This is a genomic window from Aquabacterium lacunae, from assembly GCF_004310865.1.
GTDB lineage: Bacteria > Pseudomonadota > Gammaproteobacteria > Burkholderiales > Burkholderiaceae_C > Aquabacterium > Aquabacterium lacunae.
The window spans coordinates 562,372-580,188 of the sequence record NZ_SIXI01000001.1 but is presented as its reverse complement, the minus strand read 5'-3'; the positions used below and the strand labels follow the sequence as shown (position 1 = coordinate 580,188).

Annotated in this window: 16 protein-coding genes; 10 read left to right on the top strand and 6 right to left on the bottom strand. The window is 67.1% G+C overall.

Translation table 11 applies throughout. From position 1 onward, the window contains the following. Positions 1 to 13: 13 nt before the first annotated feature. From EYS42_RS02545 to EYS42_RS02520, 6 genes are all read right to left on the bottom strand, one after another. Positions 14 to 742: an amino acid ABC transporter ATP-binding protein gene (locus tag EYS42_RS02545; RefSeq protein WP_130966269.1), complete on the bottom strand. Its 729-nt coding sequence runs from the start codon at positions 740 to 742 to the stop codon at positions 14 to 16. A 25-nt stretch (positions 743 to 767) separates the two neighbouring features. Next, positions 768 to 1,451 (bottom strand): glutamate/aspartate ABC transporter permease GltK, encoded by a 684-nt coding sequence (gene gltK / locus EYS42_RS02540; RefSeq protein ID WP_130966268.1) that lies wholly within the window; start codon positions 1,449 to 1,451, stop codon positions 768 to 770. Between the two features lie 13 nt (positions 1,452 to 1,464). Next, on the bottom strand, positions 1,465 to 2,202 hold the full coding sequence (locus EYS42_RS02535; RefSeq protein WP_130966267.1) for an amino acid ABC transporter permease: 738 nt from the start codon (positions 2,200 to 2,202) through the stop codon (positions 1,465 to 1,467). A 33-nt stretch (positions 2,203 to 2,235) separates the two neighbouring features. Continuing rightward, the gene (locus tag EYS42_RS02530; RefSeq protein WP_130966266.1) at positions 2,236 to 3,288 is read right to left on the bottom strand and encodes a porin; all 1,053 of its coding nucleotides are present in this window, start codon (positions 3,286 to 3,288) and stop codon (positions 2,236 to 2,238) included. Positions 3,289 to 3,290: 2 nt separating this feature from the next. Then, a complete protein-coding gene (locus EYS42_RS02525; protein WP_130966265.1) occupies positions 3,291 to 4,376 on the bottom strand; it encodes a type II asparaginase in 1,086 nt (361 codons plus the stop codon). 181 nt (positions 4,377 to 4,557) lie between these two features. After that, a complete protein-coding gene (locus tag EYS42_RS02520) occupies positions 4,558 to 5,451 on the bottom strand; it encodes a glutamate/aspartate ABC transporter substrate-binding protein (RefSeq protein ID WP_207301101.1) in 894 nt (297 codons plus the stop codon). 276 nt (positions 5,452 to 5,727) lie between these two features. Between EYS42_RS02520 and EYS42_RS02515 the strand changes: the two genes are divergently transcribed. From EYS42_RS02515 to EYS42_RS02470, 10 genes are all read left to right on the top strand, one after another. Continuing rightward, on the top strand, positions 5,728 to 6,477 hold the full coding sequence (locus EYS42_RS02515; protein WP_130966264.1) for a pseudouridine synthase: 750 nt from the start codon (positions 5,728 to 5,730) through the stop codon (positions 6,475 to 6,477). 47 nt (positions 6,478 to 6,524) lie between these two features. Further along, positions 6,525 to 7,511, top strand: a complete 987-nt coding sequence (locus EYS42_RS02510; RefSeq protein ID WP_130966263.1) for a bifunctional riboflavin kinase/FAD synthetase — start codon at positions 6,525 to 6,527, stop codon at positions 7,509 to 7,511. A 161-nt stretch (positions 7,512 to 7,672) separates the two neighbouring features. Then, positions 7,673 to 10,594 (top strand): isoleucine--tRNA ligase, encoded by a 2,922-nt coding sequence (gene ileS, locus EYS42_RS02505; RefSeq protein WP_130966262.1) that lies wholly within the window; start codon positions 7,673 to 7,675, stop codon positions 10,592 to 10,594. Position 10,595: 1 nt separating this feature from the next. Next, positions 10,596 to 11,114, top strand: coding sequence for a signal peptidase II (lspA, locus tag EYS42_RS02500; RefSeq protein WP_130966261.1), 519 nt, complete (start codon positions 10,596 to 10,598; stop codon positions 11,112 to 11,114). Between the two features lie 139 nt (positions 11,115 to 11,253). Further along, positions 11,254 to 12,402, top strand: a complete 1,149-nt coding sequence (locus EYS42_RS02495; RefSeq protein WP_130966260.1) for an aminotransferase class V-fold PLP-dependent enzyme — start codon at positions 11,254 to 11,256, stop codon at positions 12,400 to 12,402. A gap of 176 nt (positions 12,403 to 12,578) precedes the next feature. Beyond that, on the top strand, positions 12,579 to 13,826 hold the full coding sequence (locus tag EYS42_RS02490; protein WP_130966259.1) for a GTP cyclohydrolase II: 1,248 nt from the start codon (positions 12,579 to 12,581) through the stop codon (positions 13,824 to 13,826). Next, positions 13,823 to 15,076, top strand: a complete 1,254-nt coding sequence (locus tag EYS42_RS02485; RefSeq protein ID WP_130966258.1) for a URC4/urg3 family protein — start codon at positions 13,823 to 13,825, stop codon at positions 15,074 to 15,076. Before EYS42_RS02490 ends, EYS42_RS02485 begins: the two co-directional genes overlap by 4 nt. Positions 15,077 to 15,109: 33 nt before the next feature. Continuing rightward, on the top strand, positions 15,110 to 15,751 hold the full coding sequence (upp, locus tag EYS42_RS02480; RefSeq protein WP_130966257.1) for a uracil phosphoribosyltransferase: 642 nt from the start codon (positions 15,110 to 15,112) through the stop codon (positions 15,749 to 15,751). Between the two features lie 97 nt (positions 15,752 to 15,848). After that, a complete protein-coding gene (locus tag EYS42_RS02475) occupies positions 15,849 to 16,778 on the top strand; it encodes a DUF2189 domain-containing protein (RefSeq protein WP_245503470.1) in 930 nt (309 codons plus the stop codon). A gap of 81 nt (positions 16,779 to 16,859) precedes the next feature. Next, complete coding sequence (locus tag EYS42_RS02470; RefSeq protein ID WP_130966256.1) at positions 16,860 to 17,795, top strand: DMT family transporter; 936 nt, start codon at positions 16,860 to 16,862, stop codon at positions 17,793 to 17,795. Positions 17,796 to 17,817 lie beyond the last annotated feature (22 nt).

Below are 17,817 nucleotides of genomic sequence, written 5' to 3'. Positions count from 1 at the left end.
CTTTCAGCGGGGGTCAGTGGTGCAGGATGCGCGCGAGGAACTGCTGGGCACGCTCGGAATTCGGGTGGTCGAAGAAGTCGGCCTTGGGGCGGTCTTCGACGATGCGGCCGGCGTCCATGAAGATCACCCGGTCGGCCACTCGGCGCGCAAAGCCCATCTCATGGGTCACGCACATCATGGTCATGCCTTCGGTGGCCAGCTCGGTCATCACATCCAGTACCTCGCCCACCATCTCGGGGTCGAGCGCCGAGGTGGGCTCGTCGAACAGCATCACCACCGGGTCCATGCACAGGGCGCGGGCAATGGCCACACGCTGCTGCTGGCCGCCCGACAGCTGACCGGGCGCCTTCGATGCATGGGCCTTCAGGCCCACACGCTCCAGCAGGCGCATGCCCTTGTCATGGGCTTCGTCCTTGCCGCGACCCAGCACGTGCAGCTGGGCCAGCATCAGGTTCTCGATGATGCTCAGGTGGGGAAACAGCTCAAAGTGCTGGAACACCATGCCCACGCGTGAGCGCAGTTTGGACAGGTTGGTTTTCGGGTCATTGACCGTGACGCCATCGACGATGATGCGCCCGCCCTGGATGGGCTCCAGGCCGTTGACGGTCTTGATCAGGGTGGACTTGCCCGAGCCCGAGGGGCCGCACACCACCACCACTTCGCCTTTGGCGACGGTGGTCGAGCAGTCGGTCAGCACCTGGAAGGCGCCGTAGTGCTTGGAAACGTGGTCGATCTGGATCATGGGGGACTCCGGTGAGCGCGCGGGCTCAGACGTGGGTGCGGGTGCTTTGTAGGCTCTGCACCCAGCGCGACAGCGCGAAGCAGAGGACGAAATAGACGCCGCCGGCGAACAGCAGCATTTCCACCAGCCGGCCGTCGCGGTCGCCCACCTTGTAGGCCGAGCCGAAGAAGTCGGCCAGGGCCGAGACGTAGACCAGCGAGGTGTCCTGGAAGAGCACGATGCCCTGGGTCAGCAGCAGCGGCACCATGTTGCGGAAGGCCTGCGGCAGGATCACCAGGCGCATGGCCTGCATGCGGCTCAGGCCCAGGGCCGTGGCGGCGGCCAGCTGGCCTTTGGGCACGCTCTGGATGCCCGCGCGGATGATCTCCGAGTAGTAGGCCGCTTCGAACAGCGCAAAGCCGACCAGGGCCGAGGCCAGGCGCACATCGGTGGTGGGGTCGAGCTTGAAGACCTGGGTGAGCAGTTGCGGCACCAGCAGGAAGAACCACAGCAGCACCATCACCAGCGGCACGGCGCGGAACAGGTTCACGTAGCCCGCCGAGAACCAGCGCAGCGGGGCCAGGGGCGACAGCCGCATGATGGCCAGCAGCGTGCCCCACAGGATGCCCACCACCAGGGCCGTGGCCGTGATCTCCAGCGAGACCAGCATGCCATCCCACAGGAAGGGCAGGGAAGCGGGAATGGAGGACCAGTCGAATTCGTAAGCCATGTTCATCTCCTGGTCATTGACCCATGTAGCCGGGCACGCGCACGCGCTTTTCCAGCCAGCTCATCAGCAGCATGACCACCACGTTGATGGCCAGGTACATCAGGGTGACGGCAATGAAGGACTCGTAGGCCTGTGCGGTGTAGTCCACCAGCTGGCGACCTTGTGCGGCCAGCTCCAGCAGGCCGATGGTCGAGCACACGGCCGAGTTCTTGAAGATGTTGAGGAACTCCGAGGTGATCGGAGGCACCACCAGGCGCAGGGCCATGGGCAGCAGCACATGGCGGTAGGCCTGGGGCAGGCTCAGGCCCAGGGCCAGTGCAGCGCGCACCTGGCCCACGGGTTGGCTGAGGATGCCGGCGCGCACCTGCTCGCACACGCGGGCGCTGGTGAACAGACCCAGGCACAGCACGGCGGCGCCGAACTGCTGGGTTTCGGGGGCGAGCTGCTTGATGGCATCGCCCCAGGCGGTGGGCAGCAGCTCCGGCACGATGAAGTACCAGATGAACAGCTGCACCAGCAAAGGAATGTTGCGCAGCACCTCCACATAGCCGGTCGCGAAACGACGCAGCCACGGGGAGGGCACCGTGCGCAGCACCCCCATCAGGCAACCGAGGGCCAGGGCGATGACCCAGGCACTCAGCGAGACGGTGACGGTCATTTTCAGACCCGCCACCATCCAGTCCCAGTAGACGCCACCATCACCGGTGACCGTGGGTTCGGTGAACACCGACCAGTTCCATTGATAGCTCATGTCTGCTCCTGATGAGGGGTGCGCACGTCAGCCTCAGAAGGCGTGGCGGATGCCGACCTGCAGGGCGCTGACGTCCTTGCCGTTGGCCGTGGTCGGGCCGGCGCCGCTGGCCGCGCCAGCGGTGTACTGGGTGCCCGATCCGTTCTGGATGACGGTGCCGATGGCGTACAGCCTGGTGCGCTTGCTCAGGGCGTGGGTGTAGCCCAGGGTGTACTGGCTGGCACGGCTGCCGGCCAGGTCTTCGGTGGTGCCTGTGCCCACGCCAGCGCTGAAGGTGCCGTTGGCCGACACCGGCACCAGCACGCCGGCCAGGGCTTCGGTGCGGTCCACGGTGGCCACGCCGCCCAGGTTGTTCACGCGCTGCACGCCGCCGGTCACCTTGAAGGCACCGAAGTCGTAGCTGCCGGTCAGCAGGGCGTAGTTGGCGTCCACCTTGGTGGCGTCGGCGGCCTTGAACTGGCTCAGGGCCAGGCCCGCGGCGAAGGCGCCTGCGTTGTACTGGGCACCCAGGCCGTACACATTGCTGGCGGTGTTGCTGGTGCCGGTTTCACCCAGGGCGGTCATGGCCTGCACGGTGAAGCCGCCGAAGCTGGCCGACTTCAGCACGATGCTGTTGTTGGCGCGGCTGGTGGTCGAGACGATGCCGCTGGAAGCGGCCGAGCCAGCGCCCGTGCCATAGGGGTCGAAGGTGTCCAGCACCACGTACTGGGGAATGTTCTGGCGGCCCAGGTTCAGCGAGCCCAGACCCGATTGGTTCAGGCCCACCCAGGCCTGACGACCCCAGGCCAGGCCACCCTGGCCCAGCGAGCCGGTGTCGGCGTTGATGCCCATTTCCAGCTGGAACTGGGCGCTCAGGCCGTTGCCGAGGTCTTCCGTGCCTTTGAAGCCCAGACGCGAGCCGCTCACGCCGCCGGTTTGCACCGACAGCTGCGAGCCGGTGCTGCCCTGACCGTATTGCAGGTACAGGTCGGCGATGCCGTAGACGGTCACGGCGTTCTGGGCCGATGCCGTGAAGGGGAGGACCAGGGCCACGGTGGTGGCGATGGCAGAGACAGCGGCCAGGGTCAGGTGGTTCTTGCGTTGCATGCTCAGTACTCCAGGAAGATGCGTTGGATTTGCTTGGTGTCGGTGGTCTGGGTCAGGGCCAGTGCGGTCAGCAGGCGGGCCTTCTGCGGGTTCAGGTCATGGGCCACCACCCAGTCGTAGTCGTCGTCGGGTTGCTCGGCGTTGCGCAGCACGAAGCCGCCGCCGCCCACGCGCGACGAGCGAACGATCACCACACCCTTGCTGCGCAACTCGCGCAGGGCAGGCACCACGTCTTTCGAGACCGAACCATTGCCGGTGCCGGCGTGGATCAGGGCCTTGGCGCCAGCGGCGGCGAAGGCCTGGTAGGCCACGGGCGAGGCGTTGCCATGGCCGTAGGCAATGTCCACCTGGGGCAGGGCGTCGATCTGGTCGATGTCGAACTCGCTGTTCACCGTGTGGCGCTTGACGGGGGCGCGGAACCAGTGGGTCTGGCCCTCCACCACCATGCCCAGTTCGCCCCAGGGGCTCTTGAAGGCGTCAGGGCGCACGTTCACGGCCTTGCTCACGTCTCGGCCGGTGTGGATCTGGTCGTTCATGGTCACCAGCACGCCCTTGCCGGCGGCGGCAGGGGCTGCGGCCGTGGCCACGGCGTTGTACAGGTTCAGGGCGCCGTCGGCCGACAGGGCCGTGCCGGGGCGCATGGAACCCACCACCACGATGGGCTTGCTGGTGCGCACGGTCACATTCAGGAAGAAGGCGGTTTCTTCCAGCGTGTCGGTGCCGTGGGTGATCACGATGCCGTCCACGTCCTTCTGCTTGCTCAGGGCCGAGACGCGCTTGGCCAGTTGCAGCAGGTGGGCGTTGGTGAAGCTTTCCGACGCGATCTGGAACACCTGCTCGCCGCGCACGTTGGCCACGTTGCCGATCTCGGGCACCGAGGCCAGCAGCTTGTCCACCGGCACCTTGGCGGCCTGGTAGGTGGCGCTGTTGGCGGCCGAGGCGCCAGCACCGGCGATGGTGCCGCCGGTGGCCAGGATCACCACCTGGGCTTTCTTGGCGGCTTGTGCCAGGGCGTGCTGGGCGGGCACGAAGCCCAGCGCCAGGGCAGCGCCCACGGCGGTCAGCCAGCGGCTGAGGGGATGGTTCATGTCTTCACTCCTTGTGGGGTTCAGGCAATGCAGCGGCTCGACCCGGCCACATTCAGGGTGTTGAGGGCCGTGTGCGGTGCTGCGAGGGTTGGAACGGCTGGGTGAGATTCAGCGGGGGCCGGCAGTGCGTGCCCGACCTCGTTCGGTGGCCTCGGGCGAATGGCCCGGGCCACTCTTCATGTCATTCGAAAGGCTTGTCGTTGGGGGCCTTGAACAGGGCCTGCACGTCGTCCGACATCGGCCAGGCCAGGTTCAGGCCCTTGGGCGGGATCGGTTGCTGGAACCACTTGGCGTAGATCTTGGCCGCTTCGCCCGAGGTCATGGCCCTGGTCAGGGCGGCATCGACGATCTTCTTGAAACCGGCATCGTCCTTGCGCAGCATGCAGGCGTAAGCCTCTTCCGACATCGGCTTGCCCACCACCACCCAGTCATCGGCCTTCTTGGCCTTGGCCTTTTCGCCGTACAGCAGGGCGTCGTCCATCATGAAGGCCACGGCGCGGCCGGTTTCCAGGGTCAGGAACGACTCGCCATGGTCCTTGGCCGAGATGATGCGCATGCCGGCATCCTTCTCTTCGTTGTACTTGCGCAGCAGGCGCTCCGAGGTGGTGCCGGCGGTCACGACCACGTTCTTGCCCTTGAGGTCGGGGAAGTCCTTGATGCCCGAATCCTTCTTGGTCATCAGGCGGGTGCCGACCACGAAGATGTTGGTCGAGAAGTTGACCTGGCGGGCGCGCTCGGTGTTGTTGGTGGTCGAGCCGCATTCGATGTCGACCGTGCCATTGACGATCAGGGGGATGCGGTTCTGCGAGGTCACGGGCACCAGCTTGATGGCCAGGCCCGGCTTCTTGAGTTCGGCCTTCACGGCGTCGACCACCTTGAGCATCATCTCGTGGGAATAGCCCACCACCTGTTGCTTGTCGTCGTAGTACGAGAAGGGGATCGACGATTCGCGGTGGCCCAGGGTGATGGTGCCGGTTTCGGCGATCTTGGCCAGCGTGGGCGAGGCCGGTTGGGCCAGGCTGCTCAGCGCGGTGCCAGCCAGCAGGGCGGCCGTCACGGCCGTGCGGAACATCATGCGGTTCATGTCGGTGGTCCTTTTCAAGTGGCCGGGGGCCATGCGGTGGAAGACCCTGTGCATTTCGCACGCTGCGTGCCAGCTTTCTGTGGCCCAGTTGATCTCGCAAGTTGTTGATTCAAAAAGGTGTTTTTTCAGCGATTGGCGGCGCTTGTGCGGAAGTCCGGATTTCCGTTCGGTGGGTCGTACGGAATGCCGGACACCCCTGAGGGTGAACCCTGGCCTGATCCCTGGCATGATCGCGGGCCTGTCGTTTCACGCCCTTTGCCGCACACCATGGCCCGTCGCCCCCGCCTGCCTGCCGGTCACAACACGCTCGACCAGATCCTGTTCGACCAGGGCTTTGGCGCCCGCCGCGAATGCGAGGGCCTGATCTGCAGCGGCCTGGTCAGCGTCAATGGCGAAGTGGTCGATGACCCCGACGCCGTGTTCCCCGAAGACCGCCTCAGCCTGGTGGTTGATGGGCTGCCCTGGGTCACGCACGTGCAGGCCCTGATCATGTTGCACAAGCCAGCCGGCTACGAGTGCTCGCTCAAGCCGGGCGCCTGGCCGGGCGTGCACAACCTGCTGCCGCCTGCGCTGCGCCGCCGGGGCCTGCAACCCGTGGGCCGGCTCGACCAGGACACCACCGGCCTGCTGCTCATGACCGACGACGGCGCGCTGCTGCATGCCCTGACCTCGCCCAAGAAGAACGTGCCCAAGGTGTACGAAGTGACCTGCAAGCACCCCGTCACGCCCGAGCAGATCAAAAAACTGCTGGCGGGTGTGGTGCTGGACGACGACCCGGCCCCGGTGGCAGCGCATGCCGCCGAGGTGGTGGGTGAAGGCGAGGGTGGTGAGCCCTCCTGCCACCTGCGGCTTACCCTGTTGCAGGGCAAGTACCACCAGGTCAAGCGCATGGTAGCCGCCGTGAGCAACCGGGTGGAAGGCCTGCACCGCAGCAGCATTGGCCGCCTGGCACTGCCCGCCGATCTGGCCCCAGGTCAGTGGTGCTGGATCGAAGACCCGGCCGTGGTGCTGCCTTGATGCCTGCGCTTCTGCGCCGAGCCCCTGCCTGAGCCCATAATCTCGCCATGCAAGTCTTTCGTGGGTTTCACCATGCGGCGCTGGCTCCGGCCTGTGCCCTGACGATCGGCAATTTCGACGGCGTTCACCGTGGCCACCAGGCCATGCTGGCCCTGTTGCGCTCGGAGGCCCAGCACCGGGGCCTGCCCAGCACGGTCATGACCTTCGAGCCACACCCCAAGGATTACTTCTCGGCCCTGGCGGGCAAGCCCGAACTGGCGCCCCACCGCATCGCCACCCTGCGCGACAAGCTGGCCGAGCTGGAGCGCTGCGGCGTTGACCAGGTCGTGGTGCTGCCCTTCGACCAGCGCCTGGCCTCGCTCAGCCCGCAGGCCTTCATCGACGATGTGATCGTGGGGGGGCTGCACGCCCGCTACGTGCTGGTGGGTGATGACTTCCGATTCGGCGCCAGACGCGCCGGTGACTACGACATGCTCGACGCCGCAGGCCTGGCTCAGGGCTTTGACGTGGCCCGCATGCGCAGCTACGAGGTGCACGGCTCACGCGTGTCGTCCAGCGGTGTGCGTGACGCCCTGCTGGCCGGCGACATGCCCCGGGTGGCCGAGATGCTGGGGCGCCCCTACACCATCAGCGGCCACGTCATCCATGGCGCCAAGCTGGGCCGCAGCCTCGATTGTCGCACCCTGAACGTGCGCTTCGGCCACGACAAGCCGGCCACCTCCGGCATCTTCGTGGTCCGCACGCACGGCCTGGCCGAACAGCCCCTGGAAGGCGTGGCCAGCCTGGGTGTGCGCCCAACGGTGGAAGACGCCGGGCGTGTGCTGCTGGAGGTCCATTGCTTCGAGTGGCCGGCTGCCCTGGGCAAAGAAGGGGGCTACGGTAAAATCGTGCGCGTGGAACTGCTGCACAAACTCCGAGACGAAGCCCGCTACGACGGGCTGGAGGCCTTGCAGGCGGCCATTCACAAGGACATCGCCGACGCCAAGGGCTTCTTCCAGGCCCAGGGCCGTCAGACCACCCGCGACCGAATTTGACGCGGGCCGACTGACCTGCCGGCGCGCGATGCACCGGTGGCGGGCCCGCTGCGCCACACCTTTGCAACGCCGGGTCGGTCGGCGATGCGCCCCCCGATTGCCGAAGCCCGGCCGCCTCGCCTTGTCAGCGCTGGCCGTGGCTCGAACCTGACGAGATCGCCATGAGCCAAGATGCCAAGCCCGCCAAGGGCAACAAGCCGGACGCCGCACCCGAGTCGAAGTACCGCGCCACGCTGAACATGCCCGACACCGCCTTCCCCATGCGCGGTGACCTGCCCAAGCGCGAACCCGCCTGGGTGGCCGAGTGGGAAGCTGGCGACCTGTACGGCAAGCTGCGCGCTGCCCGCGTGGGTGCCAAAAAGTTCGTGCTGCACGACGGCCCGCCCTATGCCAACGGCAACATCCACATCGGGCACGCCGTCAACAAGGTGCTCAAGGACATGATCGTCAAGTCGCGCCAGCTGGCCGGCTTCGACGCGGCTTACATCCCCGGTTGGGACTGCCACGGTCTGCCCATCGAAAACCAGATCGAAAAAACCTTCGGCCGCAACCTCAGCCGCGATGACGTGCAGGCCAAGGCCCGCGCCTATGCCGCCGAGCAGATCGACGGCCAGCGCGTTGACTTCAAGCGCCTGGGCGTGCTGGGCGACTGGTCGCGCCCCTACCGCACCATGGATTTCGGCAACGAAGCCAACGAAATCCGTGCCCTGAAAAAGATCATGGAGCGTGGCTTCGTGTACCGCGGCCTCAAGCCCGTGTACTGGTGCTTCGACTGCGGCTCGTCGCTGGCCGAGTTCGAGATCGAGTACATGGACAAGAAGTCCAGCACACTGGACGTGGCCTTCCCCTGTGCCGAGCCCGACAAGCTGGCCGCCGCCTTCGGCCTGGCCTCGCTGCCCAAGGACGCCTTCACCGTGATCTGGACCACCACTGCGTGGACCATCCCGGCCAACCAGGCCCTGAACATGCACGCCGACCTGAGCTATGCCCTGGTCGACACGCCCAAGGGCCTGCTGGTGCTGGCCGAAAGCCTGGTGGAAAAGGCCTCGGCCCGCTACGGCTTCGAGCCCGATCAGGTCAAGGTGCTGGCCACCACCTCGGGCGCCAAGCTGGAAGGCCTGAACTTCAAGCACCCCTTTGCGCATGTGCACGAAGGCTACAACCGCCTGAGCCCCGTCTACCTGGCCGATTACGTCAGCGCCGAAGACGGCACCGGCATCGTGCACGCGGCCCCGGCCTATGGCGTGGACGACTTCAACAGCTGCATCGCCCACGGCCTGAAGTTCGACGACATCCTCAACCCCGTGCAGGGCAATGGCGTGTACGAGGCCGAACTGCCCCTGTTCGGCGGCCAGCACATCTGGAAGGCCGTGCCGGTCATCCTCGATGCGCTGCGTGACGCCGGCCGCCTGCTGGCCACCAAGGAGATCACGCACAGCTACCCGCACTGCTGGCGCCACAAGACGCCGGTCATCTACCGCGCGGCCGCCCAGTGGTTCGTGCGCATGGACGAAGGCCAGGGCGTGTTCACGGTCGACAAGGCCGACAAGACCCTGCGCCAGCTGGCCCTGGACGCCATCGACCAGACCACCTTCTACCCGGAGAACGGCCGCGCCCGCCTGCGCGACATGATCGCCAACCGCCCCGACTGGTGCATCAGCCGCCAGCGCAACTGGGGCGTGCCGCTGCCGTTCTTCCTGCACAAGGTCAGCGGCGAACTGCACCCCGACACCCTGGCCCTGATCGACCGTGCCGCGGCGCTGGTCGAGCAAGGCGGCGTCGAGGCCTGGTCCACGCTCGATCCGGCCGAATGGCTGGGTGAGCAGGCCGCCGAGTACAGCAAGTCCACCGACATCCTCGATGTGTGGTTCGACTCGGGCACCACCTTCTTCCACGTGCTCAACGCCCAGAACGGCAGCCACGCCGAAGCCGGCCACACCGAAGGCCCCGAGGCTGATCTGTACCTCGAAGGCCATGACCAGCACCGCGGCTGGTTCCACAGCTCGCTGCTGGCCTCGTGCGCCATCAACGGCCGCGCGCCCTACAAGGGCCTGCTGACCCACGGCTTCACCGTCGACGGCCAGGGCCGCAAGATGTCGAAGTCGGTGGGCAACACCGTGGCCCCGCAGGAAATCAGCACCAAGATGGGCGCCGAGATCATCCGCCTGTGGGCCGCCAGCACCGACTACTCGGGCGACCTGGGCATCGACGACAAGATCCTGGCCCGCGTGGTCGACGGTTACCGCCGCATCCGCAACACCCTGCGCTTCCTGCTGGCCAACACGTCCGACTTCAACCCCGCCACCGACGCCGTGCCGCTGGGCGAGCTGCTGGAGATCGACCGCTACGCGCTGGCCCGTGCCTCGCAGCTGCAGGAAGACATCCTGGCCCATTACGAGCGCTACGAGTTCCACCCCGTGGTGGCCAAGTTGCAGGTGTACTGCTCGGAAGACCTGGGCGCTTTCTACCTCGACGTGCTGAAAGACCGCCTGTACACCAGCGCCGCGGGCTCGAAGGCCCGCCGTGCGGCCCAGACCGCGCTGTGGCACATCACGCACGGCATGCTGCGCTGGATGGCCCCTTTCCTTAGCTTCACCGCCGAAGAAGCCTGGAAGGTCTTCAACCAGGGCCATGGCCAGACCGACACCATCTTCACGGAGACCTACTGGGATTTCCATGAGGCCGACAAGGACACCGAGCTGCTGGCCAAGTGGTCGCGCATCCGTGCCTTCCGCGAAGAGTGCAACCGCCGCATCGAAGACGTGCGCACCCGCGGTGACGTGGGCGCCTCGTTGCAGGCCAACCTGTTCGTGACCGTGGGCACGCAGGACGACGAAGGCCAGCGCCTGCTGGCCGACCTGCGCAGCCTGGGCGACGACCTCAAGTTCGTGCTGATCGTGTCCAGCGTGGAACTGGCCGAGGGCCACAGCACCCAGATCGAGGTGAACCCGGCCAAGGCCGCCAAGTGCGAGCGCTGCTGGCACTACCGCGACGACGTCGGCATCAACCCCGAACACCCGACCCTGTGCGGCCGTTGCGACAGCAACCTGCATGGCGAAGGTGAACACCGCGAGCACGCCTGACATGGCCACCAAGAAAGCCGCTGGCGGCGCTGCGGGCCTGTGGCCCTGGCTGGGCATCGCCCTCATCATCATCTTGCTCGACCAGATCACCAAGGTGGTGGTGATCGGCGCGTTCAACCTCTACGACTCGCGTGAGGTCACCTCCTGGTTCAATCTGGTGAGGGTGCACAACCATGGCGCGGCCTTCTCCTTCCTGGCCAATGCCGGTGGTTGGCAGCGCTGGTTCTTCACCGGCCTGGGTGTGGTGGCCGTGGGTTTCATTGTGTGGATGCTGCGCCAGCATGGCCAGCAAAAGCGCTTTGCCTGGGCCCTCACCCTGGTCATGGGCGGCGCGGTCGGCAACGTGATCGACCGCCTCATCCATGGCTACGTGGTCGACTTCCTCGACTTCCACTGGGCCTTCCTGGCCCCGATGTTCCCGGGCGGGCACTTCCCGGCGTTCAACATCGCCGACGTGGCCATTTCGCTGGGCGCGGCCCTGCTCATCCTGGACGAAATCATCCGCGTGCGCCGCGGTTGACGCCTGCTCCTTGATGCGTGCCATGGCACTGTCCATGGCACATTTCTCGCCCCTTTCGGGGGCAGGGATAGCCTGACATGGGGGCGCCATGCCCCTGTGCTACGCTGGATTTCATCTCACACTGACTCCTGCGTGCACCATGCCCGGCCTGCTTCCCAACATCGACCCTGATGGCCTGCTCGAATTCTCGGTGGTCTACACCGACCGGGCCCTCAACCACATGTCCAAGCGTTTCCAGGGTGTCATGACCGACATCTCGGGCATGCTCAAACAGGTCTACCACGCGCACTCGGCCGTGCTGGTGCCCGGCAGCGGCACCTTCGGCATGGAATCGGTGGCGCGCCAGTTCGCGCACGGCAAGCACGTGCTGGTCATCCGCAACGGCTGGTTCAGCTTCCGCTGGACGCAAATTTTCGACATGGGCCAGATCCCGGCCAGCCACACGGTGCTCAAGGCCCGTCGCACGGGTGACGGCTCGCAGGCGCCCTGGGCCCCCGCGCCCATTGACGAGGTGGTGGCCACCATCGCCCGTGAAAAGCCGGCCCTGGTGTTTGCGCCCCATGTGGAAACGGCGGCCGGCATGATCCTGCCCGACGACTACCTCCAGGCCGTGGCCGACGCCGTGCATGCCGTGGGTGGTCTGTTCGTGCTCGACTGCATCGCCTCGGGCGCGATGTGGGTCGACATGAAGGCCACCGGGGTGGACGTGCTGATCTCAGCACCGCAGAAGGGCTGGAGCAGCTCGCCGTGCTGCGCCATGGTCATGTTGAGCGAACGTGCGCGCCAGGCCATCGACGGCACGCAGAGCAGCACCTTCGCCATGGACCTCAAGAAGTGGCTGCAGATCATGGAAACCTACGAAGGTGGTGGCCACGCCTACCACTCGACCATGCCCACCGACGCTTTGACCCGCCTGCGCGAGGTCATGGCCGAAACCCAGGCCTATGGCTTCGACAAGGTGCGGGCCGAGCAGGTTGAGCTGGGACGCTGTGTGCGTGCCTTGCTGGAAAGCCGGGGCTTCCCCAGCGTGGCCGCAGCGGGCTTCCAGGCCCCTGGCGTGGTCGTGAGCTACACCACCGACCCCGAGATCCAGTCGAGCAAGAAGTTCCTGGCCGTGGGCCTGCAGACCGCGGCCGGCGTGCCACTGCAATGCGACGAGCCAGCCGATTTCCGCAGCTTCCGCATCGGCCTGTTCGGCCTGGAAAAGTGGCACCAGGTCGAACGCACGCTCGAGCACCTGGCCCACGCGCTCGACCAGGTCGCGCCCAGCGCGCAGCAGGCTGCCTGACGCCTGCGCTTCCACACCGGCCATCCGGGCCACAGAGGCCTCCGGAGGCCTCAGCGGCGCCCCCTTTTCACAGGCGGCGCCGCTTCTTTTTGCAGCGGGGGCTTCCCTGCTGGCACAGATCTCGCTAACTTGAGGCATGGCGCCTGATCCGGGCGCCACAGCCGGAGACCTGTGCCATGTCTGCCCACATCGTGCTCACTTCGCACCCCGCCCGCGGGGCCACTGGCGCGAACGCCAGCCACGCCGTCCACTGGGGGGCCGAGACGGCCCAGGCACGCGGCCCGCTGGTGGCCAGTGTGGCCAACCCGGCCACCCGCAACGTGATCGGCACGCATGCCGGGGCCTATTCGGTGTACCGCGCACTGGCCGTGGCCTCAGGCCAGTTGCAGCGCGATCACAAGCCCGACCTCACCGACACCACCCCGGCCGAAGCCATCGGCCCGCACCCGCAGTGGGCCGAACCCGGCAAGATCGTCTCGCTCGACCCCTGGGGCCACCTGGTGGCCAGCGAGTTCAAGGCGCAGATTGCCGAGGGCATGGACATCCGCCCCACCATCGCCATCACCAAGGCCCACATCAACATGCCGGAGCTGGTCGGCGCCATCGCGGCCGGTCGCCTGCATCCCGATGGCGACATCCTGCAGGCCAATGGCGACGTGAAGGTCACCAAGGCGGCGGTCGACCCCGTGTGGCACCTGCCCGGTCTGGCCGAGCGCTTCGGCATCAAGGAAAGCCAGCTGCGCCGCCACCTGTTCGAGCAGACGGCGGGCATGTTCCCCGAACTGGTCACCCGGCCCGACCTGAAGGTGTTCCTGCCGCCCATCGGGGGCATGACGCTGTATTTTTTTGGCGATGTCACGAAGCTGGGCAGGCCTGAAACAAAGGTGGCCTGCCGCCTGCACGACGAATGCAACGGCTCAGACGTGTTCGGCTCCGACATCTGCACCTGCCGGCCCTACCTGGCCCATGGCATCGAGGTGTGCATCGAAATGGCCCAGCAGGGTGGGGTGGGCCTGGTCATCTACAACCGCAAGGAGGGCCGGGCCCTGGGCGAGGTCACCAAATTCCTGGTCTACAACGCCCGCAAGCGCCAGGTGGGGGGGGATCGCGCCGAAACCTACTTCACGCGCACCGAATGCGTGGCGGGCGTGCAGGACATGCGTTTCCAGGAGCTCATGCCCGACGTGTTCCACTGGCTGGGCATCACCCGAATCGACCGCTGGGCCTCCATGAGCAACATGAAGCACGGTGCCTTGGTGGAGCAGGGCATCGAGGTGGTCGAGCGTGTGCCGATTCCTGAAGAGTTGATCCCGGCCGACGCCAGTGTCGAGATGGACGCCAAGAAGGCCGCGGGCTACTTCAGCACCTACACGCCCGATGCCAGCGAGCTGGCCGTGGCCAAGGGCCGGGGGTTGATGGAATGAACGCCCCTGACCCCACCACCGCCCTGGCCCTGGCCGATCACCTGCGAACGGCGCAGGCTGTGCGGGCGCACAGCCAGGCCATCTTGCAGCTGGCCCAGCGAGGCCAGGCCCGCCACTTTGTTTACCACCCGGCCCGGCTGGCCGAAGCGGCGGCCTATGTGGCCGGCGTGATCCGCCAGCGCTACCCCGGTGGCGCCATCCCGTACCACAGCCGCTGGCGGCACTTCGAGCCCGGTGGGGTGGACCGCTGGGCTCAGGTGGCCACCTCGCTGGGCTTGAACCATGATGGCCAGCGCCTGGAGCGCGCCCGTGCCCGTGTCGACCTGGCCGTGACCAGCGTGCTGCTCGACGCCGGCGCAGGCCCCCAGTGGCGTTACCTCGACGACGCCACCGGCCAGACCCTGACGCGCTCGGAAGGGCTGGGTGTGGCCAGCCTGCGCTGGTGGGCCGCCGGCGGACTGTCCTCCAGCCCCAAGGCCCCATGGCAGGCCGACGCCGAAGGCCTGCAGCGCGTGAGCAACGAAGCGCTGGCACAAGCCTTCCAGGTCGGGCCTGATAACCCCCTGGTCGGCGTGGCGGGCCGTGTGCAACTGCTGCGGCAGCTGGGTCGTGTCATGCAGGCGCAGCCCCAGTGGTTCAGCCGGCCCGATGCGCCGGGGCTGCTGCGCCCTGGGCACATGGTCGACTGGCTGTTCGCGCACCATCCCACCGGCGAAGTGCCTGCCGGGGCCTTGCTGGCCCTGCTGCTGCGCGCCCTGGGCGGCATCTGGCCCAGCCGGCATGTCATGGCCGGGCAGCCCCTGGGGGATTGCTGGCCCCACCCGGATGCGCCGCACGGCTGGCTGCCCTTTCACAAGCTCAGCCAGTGGATGGCTTACTCGCTGCTTGAGCCTCTGGAAGACGCCGGCCTGCACGTGGTGGCGCTCGACGACCTCACGGGCCTGCCCGAATACCGCAACGGGGGCTTGCTGCTCGACCTGGGCGTGATCACCCCGCGCGATGCCACATTTTTCAGCCACATCTGGCGCCCGCAGGACGAAGCCATCGTCGAGTGGCGCGCCCTGACCGTGGCCCTGCTCGACCCCCTGGCCCAGGCCGTGCGAGACGAATTGGGCCTGAGCCTGACCGACCTGCCGCTGGCCCGTGTGCTGGAAGGCGGCACCTGGGCCGCCGGCCGCGCCATTGCCCGAGAGCGACGGCCTGAAGGCGACCCCCCGGTGCAGCTCGACAGCGACGGCACCGTGTTCTGACCCATTGATTCGAAGGCCTCTGAAGGAGCCCCCATGCAAGGCGATTTCCCCAACCTGACCGTTGTTCAGCACCCCCTGGTGCAGCACAAGCTGACCTGGCTGCGTGCCGAAGAAACCAACACCGACAGCTTCCGCAACCTCCTGCGCGAGGTCAGCCAGATGCTGGTCTACGAAGCCACGCGCGACCTGCCCACCGAAGACATCGCCATCCGCACCCCGGTGACCGAGATGAAATCGCCCGTCATCAGCGGCAAGAAGCTGTGCCTGGTGTCCATCCTGCGCGCGGGCAATGGCCTGCTCGACGGTGCGCTGGCCATCCTGCCGCTGGCCCGCGTGGGCCACATCGGTCTGTACCGTGACCCCGAAACGTTGGAGCCGGTCGAGTACTACTTCAAGGTGCCCTCCGACATGGCCGAGCGCCAGGTGATCGTGGTCGACCCGATGCTGGCCACCGGCAATTCGGCGGTGGCCGCCATCGACCGCATCAAGGAACACGGCTGCAGCAGCATCAAGCTGCTGTGCCTGCTGGCCGCGCCCGAGGGTGTGCAGAACATGCTGCAGCACCACCCTGACGTGCCCATCGTCACGGCGGCCCTGGACAGCCACCTCAATGAGCACGGCTACATCGTGCCGGGGCTCGGCGATGCAGGCGACCGCATCTTCGGCACGCTCTGAGCCTGGCCGACCAGGCCCTGTCGGGGGCAAACCCTGATGCGCGGAGGCCTGGGGCCCATTACCTTGGGGATGTGTGACGAACCTGCCGGAGGCCGCCATGAGCGTTTCCCAGTCTGTGTCTGCGTCGAACAACCCCGGGGCACCGCTGGCCGCCGGTTCGGGCCTGGCGCCTAAAGTCCCCGCTGGTGGTCCTGCTGGAGGCCCCGCAGGCTCTGATGACGGCCTGCAGGCCATGGGCATGTCACCGGGGGCGTCAGTCAGCTCCCACCCGCTCGACCGCCCCATCACCACCCTGACCTGGTCCGACCCCTTCAAGTGGCTGGCCCGTGGCTGGCACGATTTCGGCCAGGCCCCCTTGATCGGCCTGTTTTTTGGGGCCTGCTTCGTGGCCATGGGCTGGGGCCTGCTGGCCATGTTCAAGTACGCCGCCACCTACACCCTGGCGCTGTCGGCCGGGTTCCTGCTCATGGGGCCCTTTCTGTGCCTGGGCCTGTACCAGGCCAGCCGCGCCATGGAGCGCGGGCTCAAGCCCTCGCTGGGCGCCTGCATGATGGCCTGGCGCCAGAAGGGCGGGGCCATGGCCACCTTCGGCTTCATGCTGCTCATCATCGAAATGATCTGGGGGCGCGCCGCCATGATCGTGTTTGCCGTGAGCTTCGATGGGGTGCCTCAGTTCGACGGCACGGTGCACCAGTTGCTCACGCCCGAGTACCTGCCCTTCGTCAGCACCTACCTGACCGTGGGGGCCCTGTTCGCCGGGCTGATCTTCAGCCTCAGCGTCATCAGCATCCCCATGATCCTGGAAGAAAAGGTCGACGCCATCTCGGCCGCGCTCAGCAGCCTGCGGCTCGTGCTGACCCAGACCGGCGTCATGCTGCTGTGGGGGGCTCTGATCACGGCCATCATCGCCCTGGGCATGCTGCCCGGCTTCCTCGGTCTGTTGATCGCAGGCCCTCTGGTGGGGCATGCGTCCTGGCATGCATACCGCGCAGCCTTCGGCGCCTCGGCGCCCGCCCAGGAGGTCTGATGGCGCTTGCGGGGTCGCCCACCCTGCGCATGGCTCTGGTCTAATGCGCGATCCCGGTGCCCCGCGCACCGGGTTTGCGCCATGAAGCTCACTGCCCGCCACCTCTTTTTCCTGGTCATGCCACCCCTGATGTGGGCCGGCAATGCCGTGGTGGGCCGTTTGCTGGTGGGGCACCTGCCGCCCGTGTTCATGAACGCCATGCGGTGGGCCCTTGTGGCGGTGCTGCTGGCGCCGCTGGCCCGAGGCGTCTGGCGCCAGGGGGGGCTGGTGCGGGCCCGCTGGGCGCATCTGGCCTTCATTGGTGCGCTGGGTGTGGGCAGCTACAACGCGCTGCAGTACCTGGCCTTGCAGACCAGCTCGCCGCTCAATGTCACCCTGATCGCCTCCAGCATGCCCGTGTGGATGATGGTGGTGGGCGCGGTGGGTCATGGCCAGCACATCACGCGCCGGCAGGCGTTGGGTGCGGTGCTGTCCAGTGCGGGCGTGGTGCTGGTGCTGGCCCGTGGCAGCTGGCAGGCCCTGCAACACGTGCACTGGGTGGCCGGTGATCTGCTGATGCTGCTGGCCGCCCTGGCCTGGTCGGTGTACAGCTGGCAGCTGGCGCGCCCGCCCGTACACATGCAAGGCGGGCAGCGTCCTGCCTGGAACTGGGCCGAATTCCTGTGGCTTCAGGTGGTGTTCGGGCTGGCCTTCGCGCTGCTGTGCAGCGGTGTCGAGCAGGCCTTGCTGCCCCCGCAGTTTCAATGGCCGGTGGGGTGGGGCGCCTGGCAGCCGCTGGCCCTGGGCATGGCGTTCATCGCGGTGGGCCCGTCCATCCTGGCCTATTGGGGCTGGGGCAAAGGCGTGGCGGCCGCAGGCCCCACAGTGGCCGCGTTTTTCAGCAACCTCACACCGGTGTTTGCGGCCGGCTGGGCCTGGCTGTTGCTGGGGCAGGTGCCCCAGTGGTATCACCCGGTGGCGCTGTTGCTGATCGCGGCGGGCATCATGGTGTCCTCCCGCACAGCCCCGCGCCCCTGAACGCTGCGCACCAGAGCGCCAC

Excerpts from the sequence above, each read along its gene's own strand:
- EYS42_RS02535 (WP_130966267.1), bottom strand. The coding sequence starts at position 2,202 with ATGAGCTATCAATGGAACTGGTCGGTGTTCACCGAACCCACGGTCACC.
- EYS42_RS02545 (WP_130966269.1), bottom strand. The coding sequence starts at position 742 with ATGATCCAGATCGACCACGTTTCCAAGCACTACGGCGCCTTCCAGGTG.
- EYS42_RS02490 (WP_130966259.1), top strand. The coding sequence starts at position 12,579 with ATGTCTGCCCACATCGTGCTCACTTCGCACCCCGCCCGCGGGGCCACT.
- EYS42_RS02510 (WP_130966263.1), top strand. The coding sequence starts at position 6,525 with ATGCAAGTCTTTCGTGGGTTTCACCATGCGGCGCTGGCTCCGGCCTGT.
- ileS (WP_130966262.1), top strand. The coding sequence starts at position 7,673 with ATGAGCCAAGATGCCAAGCCCGCCAAGGGCAACAAGCCGGACGCCGCA.
- EYS42_RS02485 (WP_130966258.1), top strand. The coding sequence starts at position 13,823 with ATGAACGCCCCTGACCCCACCACCGCCCTGGCCCTGGCCGATCACCTG.
- EYS42_RS02530 (WP_130966266.1), bottom strand. The coding sequence starts at position 3,288 with ATGCAACGCAAGAACCACCTGACCCTGGCCGCTGTCTCTGCCATCGCC.
- EYS42_RS02475 (WP_245503470.1), top strand. The coding sequence starts at position 15,849 with ATGAGCGTTTCCCAGTCTGTGTCTGCGTCGAACAACCCCGGGGCACCG.
- EYS42_RS02520 (WP_207301101.1), bottom strand. The coding sequence starts at position 5,451 with ATGATGTTCCGCACGGCCGTGACGGCCGCCCTGCTGGCTGGCACCGCG.
- lspA (WP_130966261.1), top strand. The coding sequence starts at position 10,596 with ATGGCCACCAAGAAAGCCGCTGGCGGCGCTGCGGGCCTGTGGCCCTGG.
- gltK (WP_130966268.1), bottom strand. The coding sequence starts at position 1,451 with ATGGCTTACGAATTCGACTGGTCCTCCATTCCCGCTTCCCTGCCCTTC.
- EYS42_RS02525 (WP_130966265.1), bottom strand. The coding sequence starts at position 4,376 with ATGAACCATCCCCTCAGCCGCTGGCTGACCGCCGTGGGCGCTGCCCTG.
- EYS42_RS02470 (WP_130966256.1), top strand. The coding sequence starts at position 16,860 with ATGAAGCTCACTGCCCGCCACCTCTTTTTCCTGGTCATGCCACCCCTG.
- EYS42_RS02515 (WP_130966264.1), top strand. The coding sequence starts at position 5,728 with ATGGCCCGTCGCCCCCGCCTGCCTGCCGGTCACAACACGCTCGACCAG.
- upp (WP_130966257.1), top strand. The coding sequence starts at position 15,110 with ATGCAAGGCGATTTCCCCAACCTGACCGTTGTTCAGCACCCCCTGGTG.
- EYS42_RS02495 (WP_130966260.1), top strand. The coding sequence starts at position 11,254 with ATGCCCGGCCTGCTTCCCAACATCGACCCTGATGGCCTGCTCGAATTC.